The 19181-nt window shown below is 46.3% G+C and carries 16 protein-coding genes and 1 pseudogene; 10 read left to right on the top strand and 7 right to left on the bottom strand.

What is annotated here, in order from left to right:
• Positions 1 to 5 precede the first annotated feature (5 nt).
• The 8 genes from paaF to paaY all read left to right on the top strand — a co-directional run bounded on the left by paaF (position 6) and on the right by paaY (position 7917).
• A complete protein-coding gene (paaF, locus tag PR799_RS09865) occupies positions 6 to 779 on the top strand; it encodes a 2,3-dehydroadipyl-CoA hydratase PaaF (protein ID WP_154626330.1) in 774 nt (257 codons plus the stop codon).
• A gap of 2 nt (positions 780 to 781) precedes the next feature.
• Complete coding sequence (gene paaG / locus PR799_RS09870) at positions 782 to 1591, top strand: 2-(1,2-epoxy-1,2-dihydrophenyl)acetyl-CoA isomerase PaaG (RefSeq protein WP_272521879.1); 810 nt, start codon at positions 782 to 784, stop codon at positions 1589 to 1591.
• A gap of 2 nt (positions 1592 to 1593) precedes the next feature.
• Positions 1594 to 3186, top strand: coding sequence for a 3-hydroxyacyl-CoA dehydrogenase (locus PR799_RS09875; RefSeq protein WP_272521880.1), 1593 nt, complete (start codon positions 1594 to 1596; stop codon positions 3184 to 3186).
• On the top strand, positions 3183 to 3623 hold the full coding sequence (gene paaI / locus PR799_RS09880; RefSeq protein WP_272521881.1) for a hydroxyphenylacetyl-CoA thioesterase PaaI: 441 nt from the start codon (positions 3183 to 3185) through the stop codon (positions 3621 to 3623). Before PR799_RS09875 ends, paaI begins: the two co-directional genes overlap by 4 nt.
• Positions 3620 to 4822, top strand: coding sequence for a 3-oxoadipyl-CoA thiolase (pcaF, locus tag PR799_RS09885; protein ID WP_154626322.1), 1203 nt, complete (start codon positions 3620 to 3622; stop codon positions 4820 to 4822). Before paaI ends, pcaF begins: the two co-directional genes overlap by 4 nt.
• A 71-nt stretch (positions 4823 to 4893) precedes the next feature.
• Positions 4894 to 6207 (top strand): phenylacetate--CoA ligase PaaK, encoded by a 1314-nt coding sequence (paaK, locus tag PR799_RS09890; RefSeq protein ID WP_272521882.1) that lies wholly within the window; start codon positions 4894 to 4896, stop codon positions 6205 to 6207.
• A gap of 152 nt (positions 6208 to 6359) precedes the next feature.
• Entirely contained in the window at positions 6360 to 7301 is a 942-nt protein-coding gene (gene paaX, locus PR799_RS09895; RefSeq protein ID WP_154602220.1) for a phenylacetic acid degradation operon negative regulatory protein PaaX, read from the top strand.
• A 22-nt stretch (positions 7302 to 7323) separates the two neighbouring features.
• Positions 7324 to 7917 carry a phenylacetic acid degradation protein PaaY gene (gene paaY / locus PR799_RS09900; protein ID WP_006659697.1) on the top strand — a complete coding sequence of 198 codons (594 nt, stop codon included), beginning with the start codon at positions 7324 to 7326 and terminating at the stop codon, positions 7915 to 7917.
• Positions 7918 to 7970: 53 nt separating this feature from the next.
• Here the strand turns inward: paaY and PR799_RS09905 are convergent, their stop codons facing one another.
• On the bottom strand, positions 7971 to 9500 hold the full coding sequence (locus tag PR799_RS09905; RefSeq protein WP_154602218.1) for a DHA2 family efflux MFS transporter permease subunit: 1530 nt from the start codon (positions 9498 to 9500) through the stop codon (positions 7971 to 7973).
• A 4-nt stretch (positions 9501 to 9504) separates the two neighbouring features.
• Positions 9505 to 10677: a multidrug efflux MFS transporter periplasmic adaptor subunit EmrA gene (gene emrA, locus PR799_RS09910; RefSeq protein ID WP_154602217.1), complete on the bottom strand. Its 1173-nt coding sequence runs from the start codon at positions 10675 to 10677 to the stop codon at positions 9505 to 9507.
• A 475-nt stretch (positions 10678 to 11152) separates the two neighbouring features.
• On the opposite strand from emrA, the gene PR799_RS09915 reads away from it, so the two are divergent.
• Both PR799_RS09915 and PR799_RS09920 read left to right on the top strand, forming a co-directional pair.
• Complete coding sequence (locus tag PR799_RS09915) at positions 11153 to 13204, top strand: TonB-dependent receptor domain-containing protein (RefSeq protein WP_272521883.1); 2052 nt, start codon at positions 11153 to 11155, stop codon at positions 13202 to 13204.
• 15 nt (positions 13205 to 13219) lie between these two features.
• Positions 13220 to 14140, top strand: a complete 921-nt coding sequence (locus PR799_RS09920) for an alpha/beta hydrolase (RefSeq protein WP_272521884.1) — start codon at positions 13220 to 13222, stop codon at positions 14138 to 14140.
• Positions 14141 to 14205: 65 nt separating this feature from the next.
• Here the strand turns inward: PR799_RS09920 and PR799_RS09925 are convergent, their stop codons facing one another.
• The 5 genes and pseudogenes from PR799_RS09925 to PR799_RS09945 all read right to left on the bottom strand — a co-directional run.
• Positions 14206 to 14466: an acyl carrier protein gene (locus tag PR799_RS09925; RefSeq protein ID WP_272521885.1), complete on the bottom strand. Its 261-nt coding sequence runs from the start codon at positions 14464 to 14466 to the stop codon at positions 14206 to 14208.
• 9 nt (positions 14467 to 14475) lie between these two features.
• Positions 14476 to 15999, bottom strand: coding sequence for a hypothetical protein (locus PR799_RS09930; protein ID WP_272521887.1), 1524 nt, complete (start codon positions 15997 to 15999; stop codon positions 14476 to 14478).
• Positions 16000 to 16326: 327 nt separating this feature from the next.
• A complete protein-coding gene (locus PR799_RS09935) occupies positions 16327 to 17436 on the bottom strand; it encodes a hypothetical protein (RefSeq protein ID WP_272521888.1) in 1110 nt (369 codons plus the stop codon).
• A gap of 6 nt (positions 17437 to 17442) precedes the next feature.
• Complete coding sequence (locus PR799_RS09940; RefSeq protein ID WP_272521890.1) at positions 17443 to 18780, bottom strand: IpaC/SipC family type III secretion system effector; 1338 nt, start codon at positions 18778 to 18780, stop codon at positions 17443 to 17445.
• A gap of 19 nt (positions 18781 to 18799) precedes the next feature.
• A pseudogene (locus PR799_RS09945) lies at positions 18800 to 19181 on the bottom strand (type III secretion system translocon subunit SctE); the annotation flags it as partial.

Genomic DNA, 19181 nt, shown 5'->3' on the forward strand with positions numbered 1-19181 from the left:
GAGCAATGGAAAATAATTGGATTTTATCTCAACAACATCACCGCGTTCTGACACTAACGCTTAATCGCCCCGATGTACGCAACGCACTGAGTACGCCGTGCCTTGAATTACTGGTTAAGCATCTTGAGCATGCGCAAACCGATGACAATATCGGCGCTATCGTCATCACGGGCAACCCACGTTTCTTTGCCGCAGGGGCTGATCTTAAAGAGCTTCAACAGCAAACCGTTGCCAGCGCCATCACGGATAAACGTCCACAAGTTTGGCGCCGTTTTGCACAAATCAGCAAGCCGATTATTTGTGCCGCCAATGGCTACGCGTTAGGGGCTGGGTTCGAGTTACTGCTCGCCAGCGACATCATTATTGCGGGGGAATCCGCTCGCTTTGGCTTACCGGAAATTACCCTTGGACTGATCCCCGGTGCGGGCGGTACTCAGCGCCTAATTCGCGCAGTGGGCAAATCCCTTGCCATGCAGATGGTACTCACCGGAGAAACCATCAACGCTGAGCAAGCTAAACAAGCCGGATTAGTCAGTGAAGTGTGCGTGGACGCACTCACCCTTGAACGCGCTCAAGCTATCGCCACACGCATCACAGGACATGCGCCTTTAGCCGTAAACGCCGCCAAAGCTGCGCTAGTAAGCGCCCACGAAACTCACCTGACCGAAGGCTTAAAACTGGAGCGCCAGTATTTTGTCAACCTTGCGGGTACTGACGATCGCCAAGAGGGGATCGCCGCCTTTTTCGAAAAACGATCCCCCCAATTTACAGGACGCTAACCATGATAAATGACATCGCTCTCACCGAAGAGATGATCCTTACAACGCTGGAAGATGGGGTGCTCACGATTACCTTAAACCGCCCTGAACGCCTAAATAGCTTTAACGATGAGATGCATTGCCAGCTGAGCACGGCAATAAAAATCGCCGAGCGCGACGAAACTGTACGCTGCTTAGTGATCACTGGCGCAGGTCGTGGATTCTGTGCGGGGCAAGATCTGAACGATCGTAATGTTGCCGTCGGATCCGAAGCCCCTGATCTGGGATTTTCCGTCGAAACTTACTATAACCCACTGATCCGCCGTCTCGTCGCCTTACCCAAGCCGATTATTTGCGCCGTTAACGGTGTTGCCGCAGGTGCGGGAGCGGCAATAGCCCTTGCAGGAGATATTGTTATCGCCGCGAAAAGCGCCAGCTTTATTCAATCATTTTGCCGCCTCGGGCTGGTGCCTGATTCCGGTGGAAGCTGGTTTTTACCACAATTAGTCGGTCGTGCCCGTGCCATGGGTATGGCGATGCTAGGGGATAAAATCAGCGCGGAACAAGCATTGCAGTGGGGCATGATTTGGCAAGTCACGGAAAATGACCAACTCGCCACCACCGTGGGCAACCTCGCGAAGCATCTTGCGACTCAACCGACTTATGGGTTAGGGCTGATCAAAAAAGCCATTCACAGTGCCGCCACTAATACCCTTGATGAGCAGCTCAATTTAGAGCGAGATTTACAGCGCTTAGGCGGGCGCAGCCATGATTATCGCGAAGGCGTCGATGCGTTTTTAAATAAACGCAAACCGACGTTCCAAGGGAAATAACCATGACCGCTTCTCTACAGATACACAATCCACCTATACACGGTCTATCCATAAATAAGGTCGCAGTTATTGGTGCGGGCACCATGGGCATTGGGATTGCGCAAGTCGCTGCCAGTGCAGGTCTGTACGTGCAACTTTTTGATGTCAATACGCAAGTGTTGCAGCAATCTTTAACGGCACTCACCGCTCGTTTACGCAAACGCGTTGAACAAGGTAAAGCGGACGCCAAAAGCACCGCAGACACCCTTACGCGTCTCCATATTGCCGACAGCCTTTCTGCCCTTGCTGACGCCGATTTAGTGATTGAAGCAGTCGCTGAGAAACTCACCATTAAGCAGGCTATATTCAGTGAACTTGAAGATATTTGTCGCGAAAACACGATTTTTGCTAGCAATACTTCGTCATTATCTATCACGGCGATTGCTAGCGTACTCAAGCATCCTGAACGCATGGCTGGCTTGCACTTTTTTAACCCTGCTCCTGTGATGAAGCTAGTCGAAGTGATCCGTGGGCTTGAAACCGCAGAGCACGTGGTTGAAACCCTAAAAACCCTGACACTGGCATTCAATAAAATTCCGGTGATTTGCCGCTCCACACCGGGCTTTATTGTTAATCGCGTAGCAAGGCCTTTTTATGCGGAAACCTTACGAGCACTGGAAGAACAAGTGGGCAACCCCGCTACATTAGACAGTGTGATGCGCGATGCCGGAGGCTTTTCCATGGGGCCTTTGCAACTGACGGATTTAATCGGCCATGACGTTAACTACGCCGTGACGGAGTCCATGTTTCTAGCATTTGGCTATGATCCGCGTTTCCAAACCGCATTTGCGCAATTGGCGTTGGTGCAAGCGGGGCATTTTGGGCGCAAATCCGGTCGTGGATTTTATGATTACGCCACGGATAATCATGATGATCATAATAAATCCGCATCTCGGGTCGATGTTGCGCCTTCCATCGTGCAGTCTCACCAGCTCGACATCAAAGCCTATGGAAATTGGCAAATATTTCCTGAACTTAAGCAACTCTTACAGCAAAACGGGATCTGCCTCGAAGAAGCTGAACAAAAAACGCACCAGTCACCCTCACTGGTTGTTAACGGGGTTATTATTATGTTAACAAATGGTGAAATGACATCCACTCTTGCGCAAAAGCTTGATAAGCCCGTGGTGCAGTTTGATTTATCCGCCAACTACGTTGCGGCAACCACTATCGCTATCAGTTGCGCAGTACAAAATAGCCACCAGCAAAACCAAGATGCGATTGCCTTTTTTCAATCCCTCGGCAAGCAAGTGATTGTGCTACCGGACTACCCTGCGCTATTAACCCTGCGCACCGTTGCCATGTTGTGCAATGAGGCTTTGGATGTGGTGAATAAAGGCGTCGCAAGCGCGCAAGATACTGATTTGGCGATGTGTTTCGGCGTAAATTACCCGAAAGGGCCACTAGCATGGGGCGCTCAAATCGGTTGGTCACATATTTTGCACACCCTTGAACATTTAACCGATTTCTATGGGGACACGCGTTATCGCCCCAACCCATTACTACGCCAGCTTGCCGCCGGTTTTCAATCACTTTCATTGGAGACATTGCCATGAATTCACTGCCCAACATCACCCTCGCCCAGCAAGCGGCACATGCCATGTACCGCGATGACACTTGCGCCAAAGCCATGGGGATGGTGATTGAAGATGTGGCCGAGGGCTATGCGCAACTCACCATGGCGGTTACCCCCAACATGCTGAACGGGCACAAAACCTGTCACGGCGGGCAGTTGTTTAGTCTGGCAGATACCGCGTTTGCGTATGCCTGCAACAGCCAAGGTTATGCTGCCGTCGCCTCCATGTGTTCCATCGATTTTCTACGCCCCGGTTTTGAAGGGGATTTACTGACCGCCACCGCCAAAATGCAGCATCAAGGTAAACGCAGTGGGTTATATGAAGTAGAGATTACCAACCAAGATGGCAAACCACTGGCGCTGTTTCAAGGTCGTTCCCACCGTTTAGGTCACCGTTTAGTTGGAGAAGCCTCATGAATGACGCCTATATTTGCGATGGTATTCGCACCCCGATTGGTCGCTATGGCGGCGCATTATCTTCACTACGCCCCGATGACCTTTCAGCCATCACGCTCAAAGCACTAATGGTACGCAACCCACAGCTAGATTGGAGCCTAACCGATGACATTATCCTCGGCTGCGCCAATCAAGCGGGGGAAGATAACCGCAACGTCGCACGAATGGCGGGGCTACTGTCTGGCTTGCCGATTTCAGTATCTGGCACCACCATCAATCGCCTGTGCGGCTCTGGCTTAGATGCCATCGCCCTTGCCGCTCGCAGCATCAAAGCTGGGGAATCGGGATTGATGATTGCCGGTGGAGTGGAATCCATGAGCCGTGCACCGTTTGTGATGGGAAAACAAGATGCTGCCTTTTCTCGCCAAGCGCAAATGTTTGATACCACCATAGGCTGGCGATTTATCAACCCATTAATGGAGCAGCAATTCTCCACTGATTCCATGCCAGAAACCGCCGAAAACGTGGCATACACCTACAAAATCAGCCGCGAAGACCAAGATGCTTTTGCTCTGCGCAGCCAACAGCGTACCGAAGCGGCTCGCCTTAAAGGCATCTTTGCCGAAGAGATTGTTCCCGTCACCGTGAAATTGCGTAAATCAGAGCAGCAAGTGACGGAAGATGAACACCCGCGTCCTGAAACCACCCACGAACAACTGCAAAAACTGAAAGCGCCGTTTCGTGAAAATGGCTGCGTCACTGCGGGCAATGCTTCGGGCGTTAATGATGGCGCCGCAGCCTTAATCATCGCCTCTGAAGCGGTTGCCAAGCAGCAAGGATTAACCCCGCGAGCGCGAGTCATAGCCACAGCCACTTGCGGCGTTGAACCACGCTTAATGGGCATTGGTCCACTACCTGCCACACAAAAAGTCTTAAAGATGGCAGGGCTGACTATCGAACAAATGGATGTTATTGAACTGAATGAAGCCTTTGCCGCTCAAGCACTGGCGGTATTGCGAGGCTTAGGTCTGCCAGATGACGCCCCGCAGGTTAACCCCAATGGTGGAGCTATCTCCTTAGGGCATCCGCTGGGTATGAGCGGCTCTCGCTTGGTGATTTCCGCCATGAATGAACTGCATCGTAAGCAAGGTCGCTACGGGTTATGCACCATGTGCATCGGTGTGGGTCAAGGTATTGCAATGATTATTGAACGAATCTGAATAACAAAACTGCCTGACCCCCCCCCTACACCTGCTCAGGCAAGTATCAATAATAATAAGGATTGGCAATTATGAGCATGACACAACACGATAATATCGACCCGATCGAGTTTGCTTCTCGCGATGAGATCGAGGCACTGCAATTCTCGCGAATGAAGTGGACACTCACTCACGCATACGAAAATGTGCCAATGTACCGCAAAAAATTCGATGCCGCGGGCGTACACCCTGACGATTTTAAACAGCTTAGCGACATCGAAAAATTTCCCTATACCACTAAGCAGGATTTACGTGAAAACTACCCATTCGACACTTTTGCCGTGCCAATGGATCAAATTACCCGCATTCACGCCTCGTCGGGTACCACAGGTCGCCCAACGGTTGTCGGTTATACCCAACAAGATATTGATAACTGGGCAGATTTAATCGCTCGTAGCCTACGCTCTGCGGGTGCGACTCGCGGTGACAAAGTACACGTTGCCTACGGTTACGGGCTATTTACTGGTGGGCTCGGGGCGCACTATGGGGCAGAGCGTCTTGGTGCGGCGGTTATTCCCATGTCCGGCGGTCAAACCGAGAAACAAGCGCAGCTAATTGTCGATTTTAAGCCCGATATCATCATGGTGACGCCATCTTACTGCCTTAGTATTATCGACGAACTTGAGAAAATCATGGACGGAGACGCTAGTAAGTGCTCACTAAGAATTGGTGTCTTTGGTGCAGAACCGTGGACAGAATCCCTCAGAACCGAAATTGAAACTCGCCTAGGAATCAAAGCCTTAGATATTTATGGTTTATCTGAAGTGATGGGACCCGGCGTAGCCATGGAATGCGCAGACTCTGAAGAAAGCGGCCCAACCATCTGGGAAGACCACTTTTACCCTGAAATTATCTGCCCAAATAGCCTAAAAACCCTCGGTCATGGGGAACATGGTGAGTTAGTGTTCACTACCCTCACAAAAGAAGCCATGCCAGTGATCCGCTACCGAACCCGCGACCTTACTCACCTAAAATCTGGTGGAAACCGCCAGATGCGCAGTATCGGAAAAATCACGGGTCGCTCCGATGACATGATGATTATCCGTGGTGTGAACGTTTTCCCGTCTCAAATTGAAGAGCAAATCATGCAATTCAAAGAGTTATCGCCACACTACCAACTGGAAATTGGGCGCAAAGGCAATATGGATAACCTCTCTGTGCGCGTTGAGCTCAAACACCCTGAGCAGCTGACTTTTGATGAACGCTGTAATATCTGCCACAACCTCAAACACCGTATTAAATCCATGGTGGGGATCAGCACCCGAGTGAGTATCGTCAACTGTGGGGATATCCCGCGTTCACAAGGCAAAGCCCAGCGCGTAATTGATACACGAATTGCCGTCTAATTGCCGAGAATGAGGTGTATTCATGATGAATACGCCTCTCGGCCGGTTTCCTTATAATGCTCACACTCTTTGGCACGAAAACAAGACAATCGACTAGTTTTTGTCTAAGATTTGCCAAGCACCTGATACATAAATTTTAGGGATAAAATCATATGGAAACCAAACTCAGCCAATTTATACACTACGCCATTGAGAGCCAGCCTATCAGCGGAACGTCGCTTATCAGCTCCCTATATGGAGATGCTTTGCACCACCGTGGTGGCGAAGTTTGGCTAGGTAGCCTGACCAAATTGCTTGAGCCAATGGGTTTTTCCGACCGCTTTGTGCGCACCTCCGTGTTTCGTCTACAAAAAGAAAACTGGCTGGATGTCGAAAAAATAGGCCGCCGCAGCTACTACCGTATTTCAGAGCGCGGACAAAACCGCTTTCGCCGAGCGGAAAGCAAAATTTACCTCAGCGAACAGCCTGAATGGGATGGCACATGGGATTTACTACTGCTGGAAAGCGCGGATAAAGACGAAAAAATTCGCCTTAAAAAAGAGTTTGGTTGGCTCGGGTTTGGGCAATTTAATAGCGGCTTGATGGCTGCGCCAAGCCGGACACAAAGCGATATTCCTGCCTTACTGGGGGAGTTAAACGCGGCTGACCAAGTGATTTACTTCCGTGCCAACTATCCCTTTAATCGCTCTGAGAAGAAATTAAAAGAGTTGGTGTTCGATGCCTGGTCGCTCCCTGAGATTTCAGAACATTATCATCAATTTATCAACTTATTCCGCCCAGTAGCATTATTGCTAAAAGAACATGGGGAACAGACAATTTCCCCTGAATTATGTTTTCAGCTGCGCCTATTACTGATCCATTTTTATCGCCGCGTGATCTTAAAAGACCCGTTGCTCCCTGATGAACTGCTTCCAGCACAATGGGAAGGGCATATTGCGCGCCACTTGTGCACCAATATTTACCAGCGTATCGACCAGGGTGCCACCCAGTACGTCACCGACTTGTGTGAAACCACCGTTGGCGAACTACCACACCCCTCCAGCGCCTATTATCGACGTTTTGGCGGTATTCTTCGAGAGCTGGCAGCCGCATAATCACTTTGCTAAAGGAACCTTTATGCCATTTTATCAAATTGATGGAATTACCCCTGTTGTCAGTCCAGAAAGCTTTGTCCATCCCACCGCGGTAATCATCGGTGATGTGATCATTGGTAAGCGCGTTTATATTGGACCCAATGCCAGTCTGCGTGGGGATTTTGGACGCTTGATCATTAAAGATGGAGCGAATGTGCAGGATAACTGTGTGATGCATGGTTTTCCGCAATTCGATACCATCATCGAAGAAGATGGGCACATTGGTCACGGTGCTATTTTGCATGGCTGCCATATCAAACGTAATGCGCTCGTCGGCATGAACAGTGTCATCATGGATGGTGCGGTTGTTGGCGAAAATTCAATTGTTGGGGCTTGCGCGTTTATCAAGGCTGATGCGCAATTTCCTGATAACAGTTTAATTGTGGGCACGCCAGCCAAAGTGCTGCGCAACCTTTCAGAGCAAGAAATTGAATGGAAAAGTAAAGGTACACTGGATTACCAAGCGTTAGTTACCCGCTGCCTAAATACTTTCCAAGAAGTGACACCACTTGCGGAAGAAGAGCCGAACCGTCCAAAACTGGTATTTGACGATATCATTCCAAAATCCAGATTATAAAACTATTCCGTAAAAGATAGGGCACGTGCCAACAACTCACGCGCCCTATCCTGTTAGTGTTTATTCGCTTTGCTGCCAAACGGCGGCTTCGCAAACCATACCGTCACAATCAACGCAATAAACACCCAGCCACATAACCAGAAAATCTCATTCGCCGCAATAATCAACCCTTGACTGGTGATCTGCTGAGCAATAAAGCCGGAGGTTTGCTCCGTGGTCATGCCATGCGCCGCCATCCCTTGGTACATATCAAGGGATTCTGGGTTGTAATCCGTAATAAATTCAGTGAGCTGGCTATGATGCACTGCCTCCCTATCGCTCCACAGCGTGGTGGTGATCGATGTTCCAATTGAGCCCGCCAACGTACGGAAAAAGTTCGCCAAGCTGGAAGCCGAAGCTAATTTTTCAGGGGGCAGCCCCGACAGCGTCAAGGTGGTCAACGGCATAAAGAAACAGGCTACTGCCATTCCCTGCACCAACTGCGGCCAGACAACGGCATCGAACCCCATGGATGGCTCAAAAGTATAGGCTCGCCAGAAGAAGCAAATGGCATAAAACACGAAACTAAAAGTGACTATCCAGCGAATATCTAAGAAATCCGAGAGTTTCGCGACAGGTGCTGAGAACAATACGGGCAAAAGACCTATTGGTGCGAGCGCTAACCCTGCCCATGTTGCGGTATAGCCGTACACTTCTTGCAGTAGCTGCGGCAAAAGTACGATCGCCCCAAAATACGCCATATAGGCCAAACTAACCGAAATGGTACCAATGGTAAAATTACGGGATTTAAACAGCGATAATTCGACGATCGGGTTTTTGGAGGTCAGTTCCCAGATAACCATGAAGACCAGCGCAATTGCGGAGATCACTGCAAGAATCACAATCTCATTGGACGCTAACCAACCGAGCTCTTTTCCTTTATCCAACAGTACCTGCAAGCAGCCCACGCCGACGGATAACAGTGCTAAGCCGATCACATTGAATGGCACTTTCACCACTGTCGATTCCATTCCTTTCAGAATGATCGAGCCAACAATGATCACGAAGATCCCCAGCGGGATATTCATAAAGAAGATCCAACTCCAATGGAAGTTATCGCTGATATAGCCGCCGAAAATAGGCCCAAAAACAGGGGCTAAAATAATGGTCATCGACCAAAATGCCAACGCCATATTCTGCATTTTCGGTGGATAACACCGCATGATGAGACTTTGTGACAACGGGATAACAGGCCCAGCAACCGCCCCTTGTAGCACACGGAACAAAATCAACATACCAAGGCTGTCGGAAAAACCACATAGTAATGAAAACAGCGTAAACAGTGCCGTTGCCCACAGAAAGACTCTTATTTCCCCGAACCGTTTGGCTAGAAAACCCGAAATCGCGATAGAAATGGCATTCGATACCCCAAATGAGGTGATCACCCACGTCCCTTGAGAGACGGACACCCCAAGGTTTCCCGCAATCGTCGGGATAGCCACGTTGGCAATCGTGGAGTCCAACACCTGCATAAATGTCGCCAGAGACAGGGCGATAGTCGCCCAGACGAGTTTAGCCCCTTTTAGCGGTTGAATATCAGCCATGGGACTAATCCGCGTTATCGCTGATAATGGTATCGATCACCTGATCCACATCGTTTAACTTCAGCACCAAAACATCACTTTCAAACGCGGGAATTGTACGTTGCACTTCCGACAATACAGGACCATTTTGGTCTTTAATATCGATGGTCACATTCATGGATAAACCGATACGTAGCGGGTATTTCGCCACTTGCTCAGGGTCTAACTCCACGCGAACGGGTAGACGCTGCACCACTTTAATCCAGTTCCCTGTGGCATTTTGCGCAGGCAGCAATGAGAACGCACTGCCCGTCCCCATATCCAGCCCCACTACCGTACCTTTGTAACTCACATTGCTACCATAAAAATCACTGTTAATCGTGACCGGCTGACCGATACGCACATTTTCAAGTTGCGTCTCTTTAAAGTTAGCGTCGACCCAAACGGGTTGAACCGGCACAATCGCCATTAACGAGCTTTGCGGGCTGACTTGGGAACCCACTTGCACATTACGGCGAGAGACATATCCCGTCATCGGGCTTTTGATTTCTGTCCGCTGTAGATTGATCCACGCACTGCGCACGCTATCCGCCGCTTGTTGCACCGCTGGCTGGTTTTTCAGTGCCGTATTACGCAACAACGCACGGTTGGCATTGTATTGTTGAATCGAAATATCCAGCGCTGCTTGCGCCAGTTGCACCGCTTCTTGAGAGTGCTGCAAATCCTCTTTTGAAATCGTCCCACTGCGACCTAATGCTGCACGGCGCTGATAATCTTTTTGCGCTTGCGCAAGCGAAACTCGATTTTGTTGGATTTGGGCTTGGTACTGGTCCCCATTGATATACAACTCTTTGGTTTTGCGCACAGTGGACGCTAAATCATGTTTGGCCTGTTCATAGGCCAGTTGCGCATTCGTTTTATCCAGCACCACCAGCACATCACCCGCTTTCACCAAGTCAGTATTCTCAAAGTTCACTTGAGTGACATTTCCGGTGGTTTGCGCAACGATAGGAATTTGCAAACCCGACACATAGGCATCATCGGTATATTCTTGAAAACGCAGAACCAAAAACCAATACGCGCCATAGGCAACAAACAACAAAACAATAATAACCGTAGCGATGATCATCCACAGTGTTCTTTTATTTTCTTGTTTCGTTTTTTGATGCTCTTCAATTGAATTTGTCGGTTGTTCCATAATAACTCTCAAGGGAAATAAACTTTATTCTAGCAATATAACCTATCTTTACGAACTCATCGTGATAATGCAATAGGCAACTGTTTTATATTAACTAAATATCCATTTTAATTTTTATTTTCTGTTTTAAATCAATATTCAACCTTTTTTAAAATTAGAAAATTTAAATATAATCAAAAAAAGATGAAGTTATTTAAAGATAATAAAAACATTCTAAATAAGATAATTGTGAGTCGTTAAATAATAATCGGCATTTATTTCTTTCATTCCCAAATAGCTATTCTCTCATTTTTCAGTCTATTTCCTACTTTTTGTACGGTTTTTTACGCTCTCTCGTTCCCTCGCACAAAATGTTAACCGTGATCAAACTTTGCCCAAAAAATAGCTCGCTAATTATTTATTTTCTATCTGTATCGGTGTTAGTATTCGCAAACATTATGATTATCATTATCATTTAGTTTTGCTAGGGAAAAACATGAAAACGCACTATCACTACTCTTTAATCGCTGCAGGTGTTTGCGCAGCGTTGGCTTCATTTAGCACCACAGCAGAAGAAAATTCAGACAAAATGATTGTTACCGCATCGGGTTATTCCCAGCAATTACGCGATGCCCCTGCCAGCGTTACCGTCATTACTGCCGAGCAGTTACAAAATAAACCTGTTCGCGACTTAGCTGATGCCGTCAAAGATGTTGAAGGTGTCAGTGTCGTCGGCAGCGCCAATAAACAAGATATTAATATTCGCGGGTTATCCGGCGAATACACTCTGATTCTGGTGGATGGTCGTCGCCAAAATAGCCGTGAATCTCGCCCAAATGGTAGCGGCGGCTTTGAAGCAGGCTTTATGCCGCCTGTTGAAGCTATCGAGCGTATCGAAGTGATCCGTGGCCCAATGTCCTCCTTGTATGGCTCTGATGCCATGGGCGGCGTCATTAACATCATCACCAAGAAAGTGACCAATGAGTGGCACGGTAGCGTCACCACGGGCGCAATTATTCAAGAAAATAGCGAAAGCGGCGACTCCATGGACGGTAATTTCTACCTGTCTGGTCCGCTGATTAAAGATAAACTAGGTCTGCAACTGTATGGTGGCGGCGATTACCGTAAGGAAGATAAAATTCCGGATGGTCATGATAAGAAAGATAATAAAAGCCTGACAGCAAAATTAACTTTCACGCCAATGGAAAACCAAACCTTCTTATTTGAAGCGGGTAGAACAACCCAAGAACGCTATGCTGAACCGGGTAAATCCCTCGCTGAATACTCCATGTTTAATGGTGTAAAACGGGATAACACCAAATCAGAAACTCATAATAACCGTAATCATATGGCGCTGACGTACAAAGGCGACTGGGATGTGATTCAAACAGAAGTGAGTGTTTATCAAGAACAAACCAAACGTAAAACCAAAGCCGAAACCAAAGACGCAAAAACAGGGTTGTATAATTACGCTTATGAGGCTCGCATGCCTGAAATCACGAATACCGTCGTGGATGGTAAAGTGGTTGCTTTCCTACCGGACAATATTTTGACGGCGGGAACCCAATACCAGCATGCGAAGCTGAAAGATACGTCAGCGACAGGCGCAAAAACTACTGAGAATGTCTCTCTGACTGCGGATCAATACGCTCTGTTTTTAGAAGATGAGTTTACTGCCACTGAAAATCTGATTTTAACCGGTGGTATCCGTTTAGATCATCATGAATTCTATGGTGACCACTGGAACCCGCGCGGTTATGCCATTTACCATCTGACCGATGAAATCACCATCAAGGGTGGAGTATCACAAGCTTTCCGCGCACCAACACTGCGTGAAATTAGCCCGAACTACAAAACATCGACAGAGAAAGGTAAAGGGATCATTTACGGTAACGACAATCTGAAACCGGAAAAAAGCTTTAACCAAGAGATTGGGATCGCCTATGACCATGAATCTGGTTTCAATGCCAGCGTCATGTTCTTTAATACTGATTTCAAAAATAAACTCACCAGCTACTACACCGGCGACAAAGACCCTGTAACAGGTTTAAACCTGTATACCTATGACAACGTGGGTGAGGCGAATATTAAAGGGGTTGAAGTGGCGGCTGGCATTCCATTTGCCGAAGATTGGAACCTTAGCCTGAACTACACTTACACCGATTCAGAACGTAAAAGTAATGATGAAAAGCTAACGAGTGGCGAATCCCTCAAAGGCTACCCATTGGATAAAACGCCAAAACACTTAGCCAATGCCAAACTGGATTGGCAATATAGTCCTGATCTCAACCTGTACACTCGTGCGCATTACGAAGGTGAACAAGTTTGGGCAGCACAACGTAATGGCTCTTCCGTTCCACGTTACCGTAAAGGCTATACCACCATGGACGTAGGCGCGACGTATCAGTTGCTGAAAAATACCAAACTGAACTTTGCTGTCTTAAACATCGCTAACGAGAAAGGCTCTAAAATTGATGCTGAGAATGGTGGAAACTGGGATGTTGAAGACGGTCGCCGTTACTGGGCGAATGTCAACGTGACATTCTAATCGCTGATTGCGGGTATGACGCTTATCGCTGATTACCCGCTGATTCTTTTTCGTTCGATGGCAATCCCAATGATAAAAAAACTGTTTATGGCGAGCCTATTGATGTGTATCGCAAGCAATACTTGGGCACGCCCCAACCCGAATATTCCCGAATTTGATGCACGTGTGGCGGACGTATACACGGTGCAGCACCATGATATGCGCAATGGCCAGCGCGAGCTGCGCATCTACAGCGCCGTTCCACAGAATATCTTAGAAAAGCGCCCCGTGCTGTTTATGTTAGATGGGAATGGTCTGTACCCGCTCGCGGTCAATCAGGCTGCTCAGCAATTTTCCCCAGAAAAATTACCGATTATTATTGGTATCGGCTACCCCAGCCCTGAAGCGTTCCCTAAGAAAGAACGCACGTACGACTATACGCCGAAAGTTGCTGGAGACGCATTCCAACACGGTGGTGGTGCAGAATCTCTGTACCAGTTTCTCACCTTCACCATTCGCCCATGGGCTGAGCAACAGTTCCCGATAGATACTCAACGCGAAACCTTATTTGGGCATTCATTTGGCGGTTTATTTACCCTGATGGCGTACCAAGACCACCCTGCGGATTTCCAGCATTTTGTCGCAGCAAGCCCGTCATTATGGTGGGGAGAAGGAAAAATGGTGAATTTAGATAAGTTAACGCGCCCGTCGAAAGCATCGCCGCTAGATATCACCCTCGGGGAGTTAGAGGAGACGCCAGATTTAAGCCGTTTAACCGATGAGCAAAAGCAGAATTATCAAACGCGCAAAAGTTGGATTTCTCCGCGTGAAGTGTGTGAAGCCATAAACCGCCCTCAACGGGTTTGTGATTTCACCTTATTTGCGGGCAAAACCCATGGTAGCGTCATTCCCGATGCCATCAAGAAAGCATTGGAAATCGCAACATCCGAGCCATAAAAAAATCGGTTTCCTGCCCAAAAGCACGAAACCGAGTTATTATCGATAAAAACTGGCTAGACAACTTAACTGTCTGTGGTGGCACTAACAAGGTAATCCACAATATCTTGTAAGCGTTGCCACTTCATCCACACTTCATCCTGTAATGGCTGTTCGGTATATTCCTCAATCGCCGCAATCAATTCCAACAGCTCTAAAGAATCGATATGCACATCGGCAATGAGTTCAGCATCCATAGGATAAAATTTGTTAATGCCTGAATACTCACGAATTTGCTGAAGATGGCGCTCTAACCATTGCTGCGCCATATCCTGTTGTGGGGTCATATCATTACCTTATGGAAAACGTTTGGCGTCATCGTTATAATACCGCTCGACTTCCGCTTGGTTTGCTCTTAAAGCGCCACGCTCCGTACCTGTGAAAAGCTTATCGGCGGTAGAATCTGCAAACATTTTCTCCGCAGGTACCGTTTGTGGAGCTGCACGTAACCCTTGATAAATTTCTTTATCTGCTTGGTTTGCGCTTAAAGCGCCGCGCTCTGTACCTGTGAAAAGCTTATTGGCTTTCGCGGTAGAACCTGCAAACATTTGCTCCACAGGTACCGTTTGTGGAGCTGCACGTAACCCTTGATAAATTTCTTTATCTGCTTGGCTATGGTTTAACCCTCCGACTGTCGTGACAACGGGTTTCGCTTCATTCTCTGATCCATTGCTCGATGTCCAGCCCGACTCAGTTCGAATATAGCGATTCTGAAAACCTGGATTTTTCGGCAATAGCCATTGAATATCCGCAATATATTTTCGAGGTTGCTCAGCCAGCTCTTTTACCTCTGGGCTTTCTAACTCAATCTCGAGCTTAATCTCTTCCTTAGCAGGTTGAGGGCGAACGCTGTTTGCATTCTCCGATGGCGCTCTTAACTCAGGGCGGTTCTTTTTCATTGAACCTCCGTCAATTTCGTCTTTCAAAACAGTAGTCGACACGGGAACTGGCGCTCTGTATTGAGTCCATTCCGATGGATCATGCTTAGGCGTATTGATGACCGCATTTATCCCTTGGGACAGTGGTGGTGGCAATACCCTTTCCCCAAAATTATTTTGTGATTTTGTCGTGCTGCCGCTGGATGCCCCGTTATGATAGTGGTTGATATTGTAAGTATTACCGACATTTCTATAATTGGTAGTATTAGCTGCATTCGGCGCTAAAGCGGGCGATAACACAGGATGCGTATGCCCGGCGTCAATTTCATCCCCCGCCAAATCATGCGGATTTGATGCAGGTTTTTGATGTGCCGACTCACTTGCATTATTCATATCGTTGAATGAACGAATGTGCTCAATTTTGCTTTCTAATTCTAAAAATACGTTATATAGCTGAAGCGATTTATCCGCAAAAGATGTTTCTCCATGCTGTTTATATTCTTGAATATAGCCTTCCATTTTCAGCTTGCTTTGATGTTCTAGCATGCTCACGAGGGCATTATTCACATCACAGCTATCAACATCGGCTCTATCAAAAACTTCCGCTAACTTGTCTTTAAGTGCAGGGTTCACATACTTCTCAACAAAACGGTCAGAAATAGTTTGCCATCTGTTCTCACCAAGACTTTTAAATACGGATGCCATTTTTTTATCAAAAGCGCGTTCTTCATTATTTAAAATATTTTTAAGTTGCGAATATTTATTTTCTTGCGTATTTAGCGATTTAATTAAATCTGCCGCAGACTTCAAAAGTCCAGGTTCACGATTGATTTCATCCTGCGTTAATAAGCTTAAAAGAATTAAACTATTCTCTGGACGATAATTAACCTCTTGTTGAATCAAATTACCACTCGCACCCGCACATAGTACCGATAAGATCATTTCCTCTGAAATTTTTGGAAATGTTTCATTTAACATCTGATAAATAGCCGTAGCTTGTTTACTATGATTAGCTCGGTGTAATTCATTACGATCTCCGGCAATCGAAACTTGATCATTTGTTATTGAATTTCCAGGGAAACGGCTTTGTCCCCCTATCGAGTTAACAGTCGAAATTTGTGAACTGATAGGTTTATTACCTACCCGCGATGTGGCATTTTATGATATATCTGACGAACGCCTAATCTCTGAATTAGTGCTTCCAATAATAGTCATAAAAACTCCTCATAATTTCTTATGATTAAAATTAAATAAGATAAATAACTTAAATTACATATTGATCAGGCCATTATTATTCTGATTTAAATCTTTTATTAACTGAATAAGTAACTGAACCAGAGTATCAAAATGGCTATTATCCTGACGAAAAGTCTCTAATAAACGAGAAACACTGCTATTCACCGAGTTTTTTTGGGCATCAATCGCAGTTTGGAGACTTTGGAACTGTTGTGCCATAACATCTTCGCCACTCCATCCAGCAGGAGAGTTTTTGATAGCTAATAAAATTTCTCTGATTGGCTTAAAATCTGGATAAACTTGTATCTCATTCCCACTTTTTTTAACCGTGAATCCTTGTCCTGATAATTTTTTTTCCCAAAAACTAAATTCAACATTGATGTCCGAACCCGCTTTAATTGTATATAAAGGCGGAGTTTTCGTACCATACTCGCTAGAATCTAGAGTACTAAGATAATCTCTCATCTTATTTTTACTGTGGGTATTCTGATCCGTTGGGTTTTTCTTACCAAGATCTTCACCCCACATTTCGCAATATTCTGTTAATAATTGACTTTCAGTATATGAAGATGACGTATAAAAGGATTCGTAATCAGAATATGAAATACCTGAATATTTTGATATGGCTAAATCAAACTCCATCATGAACTTTTTTGGGGTGAAATGTATTTTACCATCACTACCGGATTTAATACTGTCGCTCAACTTACCTAATGCGGTATTCACATCTTGCATATATTTCGTAGAGGCTTTAACGATTTCACCATATGTTTTCTGGTAATCCCCGTGGATTTTTTCAATTAAGCCTTGTGTTGCCTCAATATGACTACGACCATCTTCAACTGGTTGGGGGATCCGCCGAAACTGATCAGATGAACGTTTCATCGCCATCATCATTAAGCGGTATTGCTCTTTGACATCATCAAAATTACCCGAAATGACATTTGGACTAAATGGGGCTTCATCCACTGGCGCCCCCAACTGTAGCGCCAACTGAGCACCTTGCTGGTAAACATCTAAAGATGGGTCTAATACCAAACCTTTCTCAATAACGGGAGAGGTGTTCTGAACATCTACATGCTTAGTAGCTGGCGCATTAACTGACGCCCGCGGATTTAAATGTATTGGTGTGATGATTTCCATCGTGACTTAGCCTCTTACCATACTTTGGAAGGTGCGCAATTGACTTTCACGGATTTCACGCAGGTACTCAATCATCTGTTTAACCAAGTCTAGGCTTTTATCCACTTGCTTATCCTTGTCCGCAGAGACGGTACGCGCCATATCAGCAACAGATTGCTGAGTCATTTTGTTAGCTTCTTCTGATTTTACATTCACCTGATTCGCCGACGTCACCATTTGACCTGCATTATCGGACATGCGGGAGCCTTGCTCTGCAATCCCTATCTGAGTACGAGTTTTGTTCATGACGCGCTCATGCTCATCACGCTCAGCTAATCCTAATTTATTGGTACGCTGGGCCGCTTCAGTACCTCGCTGATTAGCCAGTGCTTGCTGCGCAGGTGTCGCTTGGTCCGCCAGCTCCACTTTTACGCCGTCTTTAGTTTTTAATTCAAGGGAATTATTTTTAGGAGATGACAGTGCACTTGCATTGAGCTCATTTAAACGATCCGCGGCGGAGCCATTTTGGTTTGCTTTGACTAAATTGTGCTTAATTGACTGATTCTGTTTATGCAGTCCTCGAGCTTGAAAAGCCGTTCCTGCCGCGGTAATGGCTAAAGACGTGAAAAAGCCAGTCAGTGCACCATTGAACATCTCCTTGCCTTCTTTAATGGTCGAGTCAGCTGCCGCTTCAACCATTTTCGCATTCAGCGTTAAGAAATCAGCACTGATACGACGATCCGATATATTTAGCTCGGCAACTACTTTGCGTACAATCTTGAGTAATTCCAGCATAATATCACTGCTGATAATGCCAACGAATTGTTGCTCTTTCACTCCCTCAATTGATTTAACCGACTTTTTATCTGAGTCAATCACATTTGAGTTTTGTAGCAATGTATTGAAGAAACTACTGCCTATTATCACTTGAATGGCTAGAGCGATTTGTTTGTAATCAGTCTCATCAAGTTGCTGATTATTTGCTAACACCTGATTGAGCGTTTTGCTCTCTTCGGTAAAGACTTTCTCTACTGCGTGTTGAGCTTGCTCTGGTGTGATTTGAATAAAGCCGGATAAATCACTTAATAACGTATTTTTTTCCACTTCCCCCAACTTTGATAATGCAGCGTGTATTTGGGGCTTGGTCATCGTGGATGTCGGTACAGGTAAGATAGGTTTTTCAACAGCACTTTCAGCAAAATTAGCTGAAATGTCTTCAGCAAAATTATCTGCAATGTCGTGGAATTGAACGTCCCGGCGCACTCCATTTGTTGTAAGCAATTGAGTTTTAAGCTTAAACGCAAATTCAGCGTCATTCTGTTGAGCCTGTGTAAGTAAATTTGATGATTGAATCAAAAACGCCATATAAATATTCTCCAAAAATTTAAGCGAAACGAGCTGCTTTCAGCATCTCGGCTTTAGAGTTGTTTGATTGGTTAAGAGCGGTCATCATGCCTCTGAACATTTCATCCAGTTGCTCATAGTTTTTTGATAAGGATTTGATTAATTCATCTAGCAATGTAGTTAATGCCTGAATAGTTTCATTATTCAAGATCATGCCTGCTAGCATCTCTTTCATATCGCGCATCTGAGCCGCGGCTTCTAAACGTAATCCCCCGGATGTTGTTACATTGGCAACAGAAAGACCCGCACCCGCTCCTTTCATACCAACTTCTAAACGAGCCATATTGACGCTTTGATTTTTCCCTGTAGACGCCGCTTTTTGCGTCGTCTTAGCGATATCTTTTACATCATCAAGTTTGTCA

Origin of the sequence: Providencia sp. PROV202, assembly GCF_028479565.1 — a bacterium.
Taxonomy (GTDB): domain Bacteria; phylum Pseudomonadota; class Gammaproteobacteria; order Enterobacterales; family Enterobacteriaceae; genus Providencia; species Providencia zhijiangensis.

What these genes read in the sequence shown, in the direction of transcription:
- paaF (WP_154626330.1), top strand. Translation starts at nt 6, where the DNA reads ATGGAAAATAATTGGATTTTATCTCAACAACATCACCGCGTTCTGACA.
- paaG (WP_272521879.1), top strand. Translation starts at nt 782, where the DNA reads ATGATAAATGACATCGCTCTCACCGAAGAGATGATCCTTACAACGCTG.
- PR799_RS09875 (WP_272521880.1), top strand. Translation starts at nt 1,594, where the DNA reads ATGACCGCTTCTCTACAGATACACAATCCACCTATACACGGTCTATCC.
- paaI (WP_272521881.1), top strand. Translation starts at nt 3,183, where the DNA reads ATGAATTCACTGCCCAACATCACCCTCGCCCAGCAAGCGGCACATGCC.
- pcaF (WP_154626322.1), top strand. Translation starts at nt 3,620, where the DNA reads ATGAATGACGCCTATATTTGCGATGGTATTCGCACCCCGATTGGTCGC.
- paaK (WP_272521882.1), top strand. Translation starts at nt 4,894, where the DNA reads ATGAGCATGACACAACACGATAATATCGACCCGATCGAGTTTGCTTCT.
- paaX (WP_154602220.1), top strand. Translation starts at nt 6,360, where the DNA reads ATGGAAACCAAACTCAGCCAATTTATACACTACGCCATTGAGAGCCAG.
- paaY (WP_006659697.1), top strand. Translation starts at nt 7,324, where the DNA reads ATGCCATTTTATCAAATTGATGGAATTACCCCTGTTGTCAGTCCAGAA.
- PR799_RS09905 (WP_154602218.1), bottom strand. Translation starts at nt 9,500, where the DNA reads ATGGCTGATATTCAACCGCTAAAAGGGGCTAAACTCGTCTGGGCGACT.
- emrA (WP_154602217.1), bottom strand. Translation starts at nt 10,677, where the DNA reads ATGGAACAACCGACAAATTCAATTGAAGAGCATCAAAAAACGAAACAA.
- PR799_RS09915 (WP_272521883.1), top strand. Translation starts at nt 11,153, where the DNA reads ATGAAAACGCACTATCACTACTCTTTAATCGCTGCAGGTGTTTGCGCA.
- PR799_RS09920 (WP_272521884.1), top strand. Translation starts at nt 13,220, where the DNA reads ATGACGCTTATCGCTGATTACCCGCTGATTCTTTTTCGTTCGATGGCA.
- PR799_RS09925 (WP_272521885.1), bottom strand. Translation starts at nt 14,466, where the DNA reads ATGACCCCACAACAGGATATGGCGCAGCAATGGTTAGAGCGCCATCTT.
- PR799_RS09930 (WP_272521887.1), bottom strand. Translation starts at nt 15,999, where the DNA reads ATGATCTTATCGGTACTATGTGCGGGTGCGAGTGGTAATTTGATTCAA.
- PR799_RS09935 (WP_272521888.1), bottom strand. Translation starts at nt 17,436, where the DNA reads ATGGAAATCATCACACCAATACATTTAAATCCGCGGGCGTCAGTTAAT.
- PR799_RS09940 (WP_272521890.1), bottom strand. Translation starts at nt 18,780, where the DNA reads ATGGCGTTTTTGATTCAATCATCAAATTTACTTACACAGGCTCAACAG.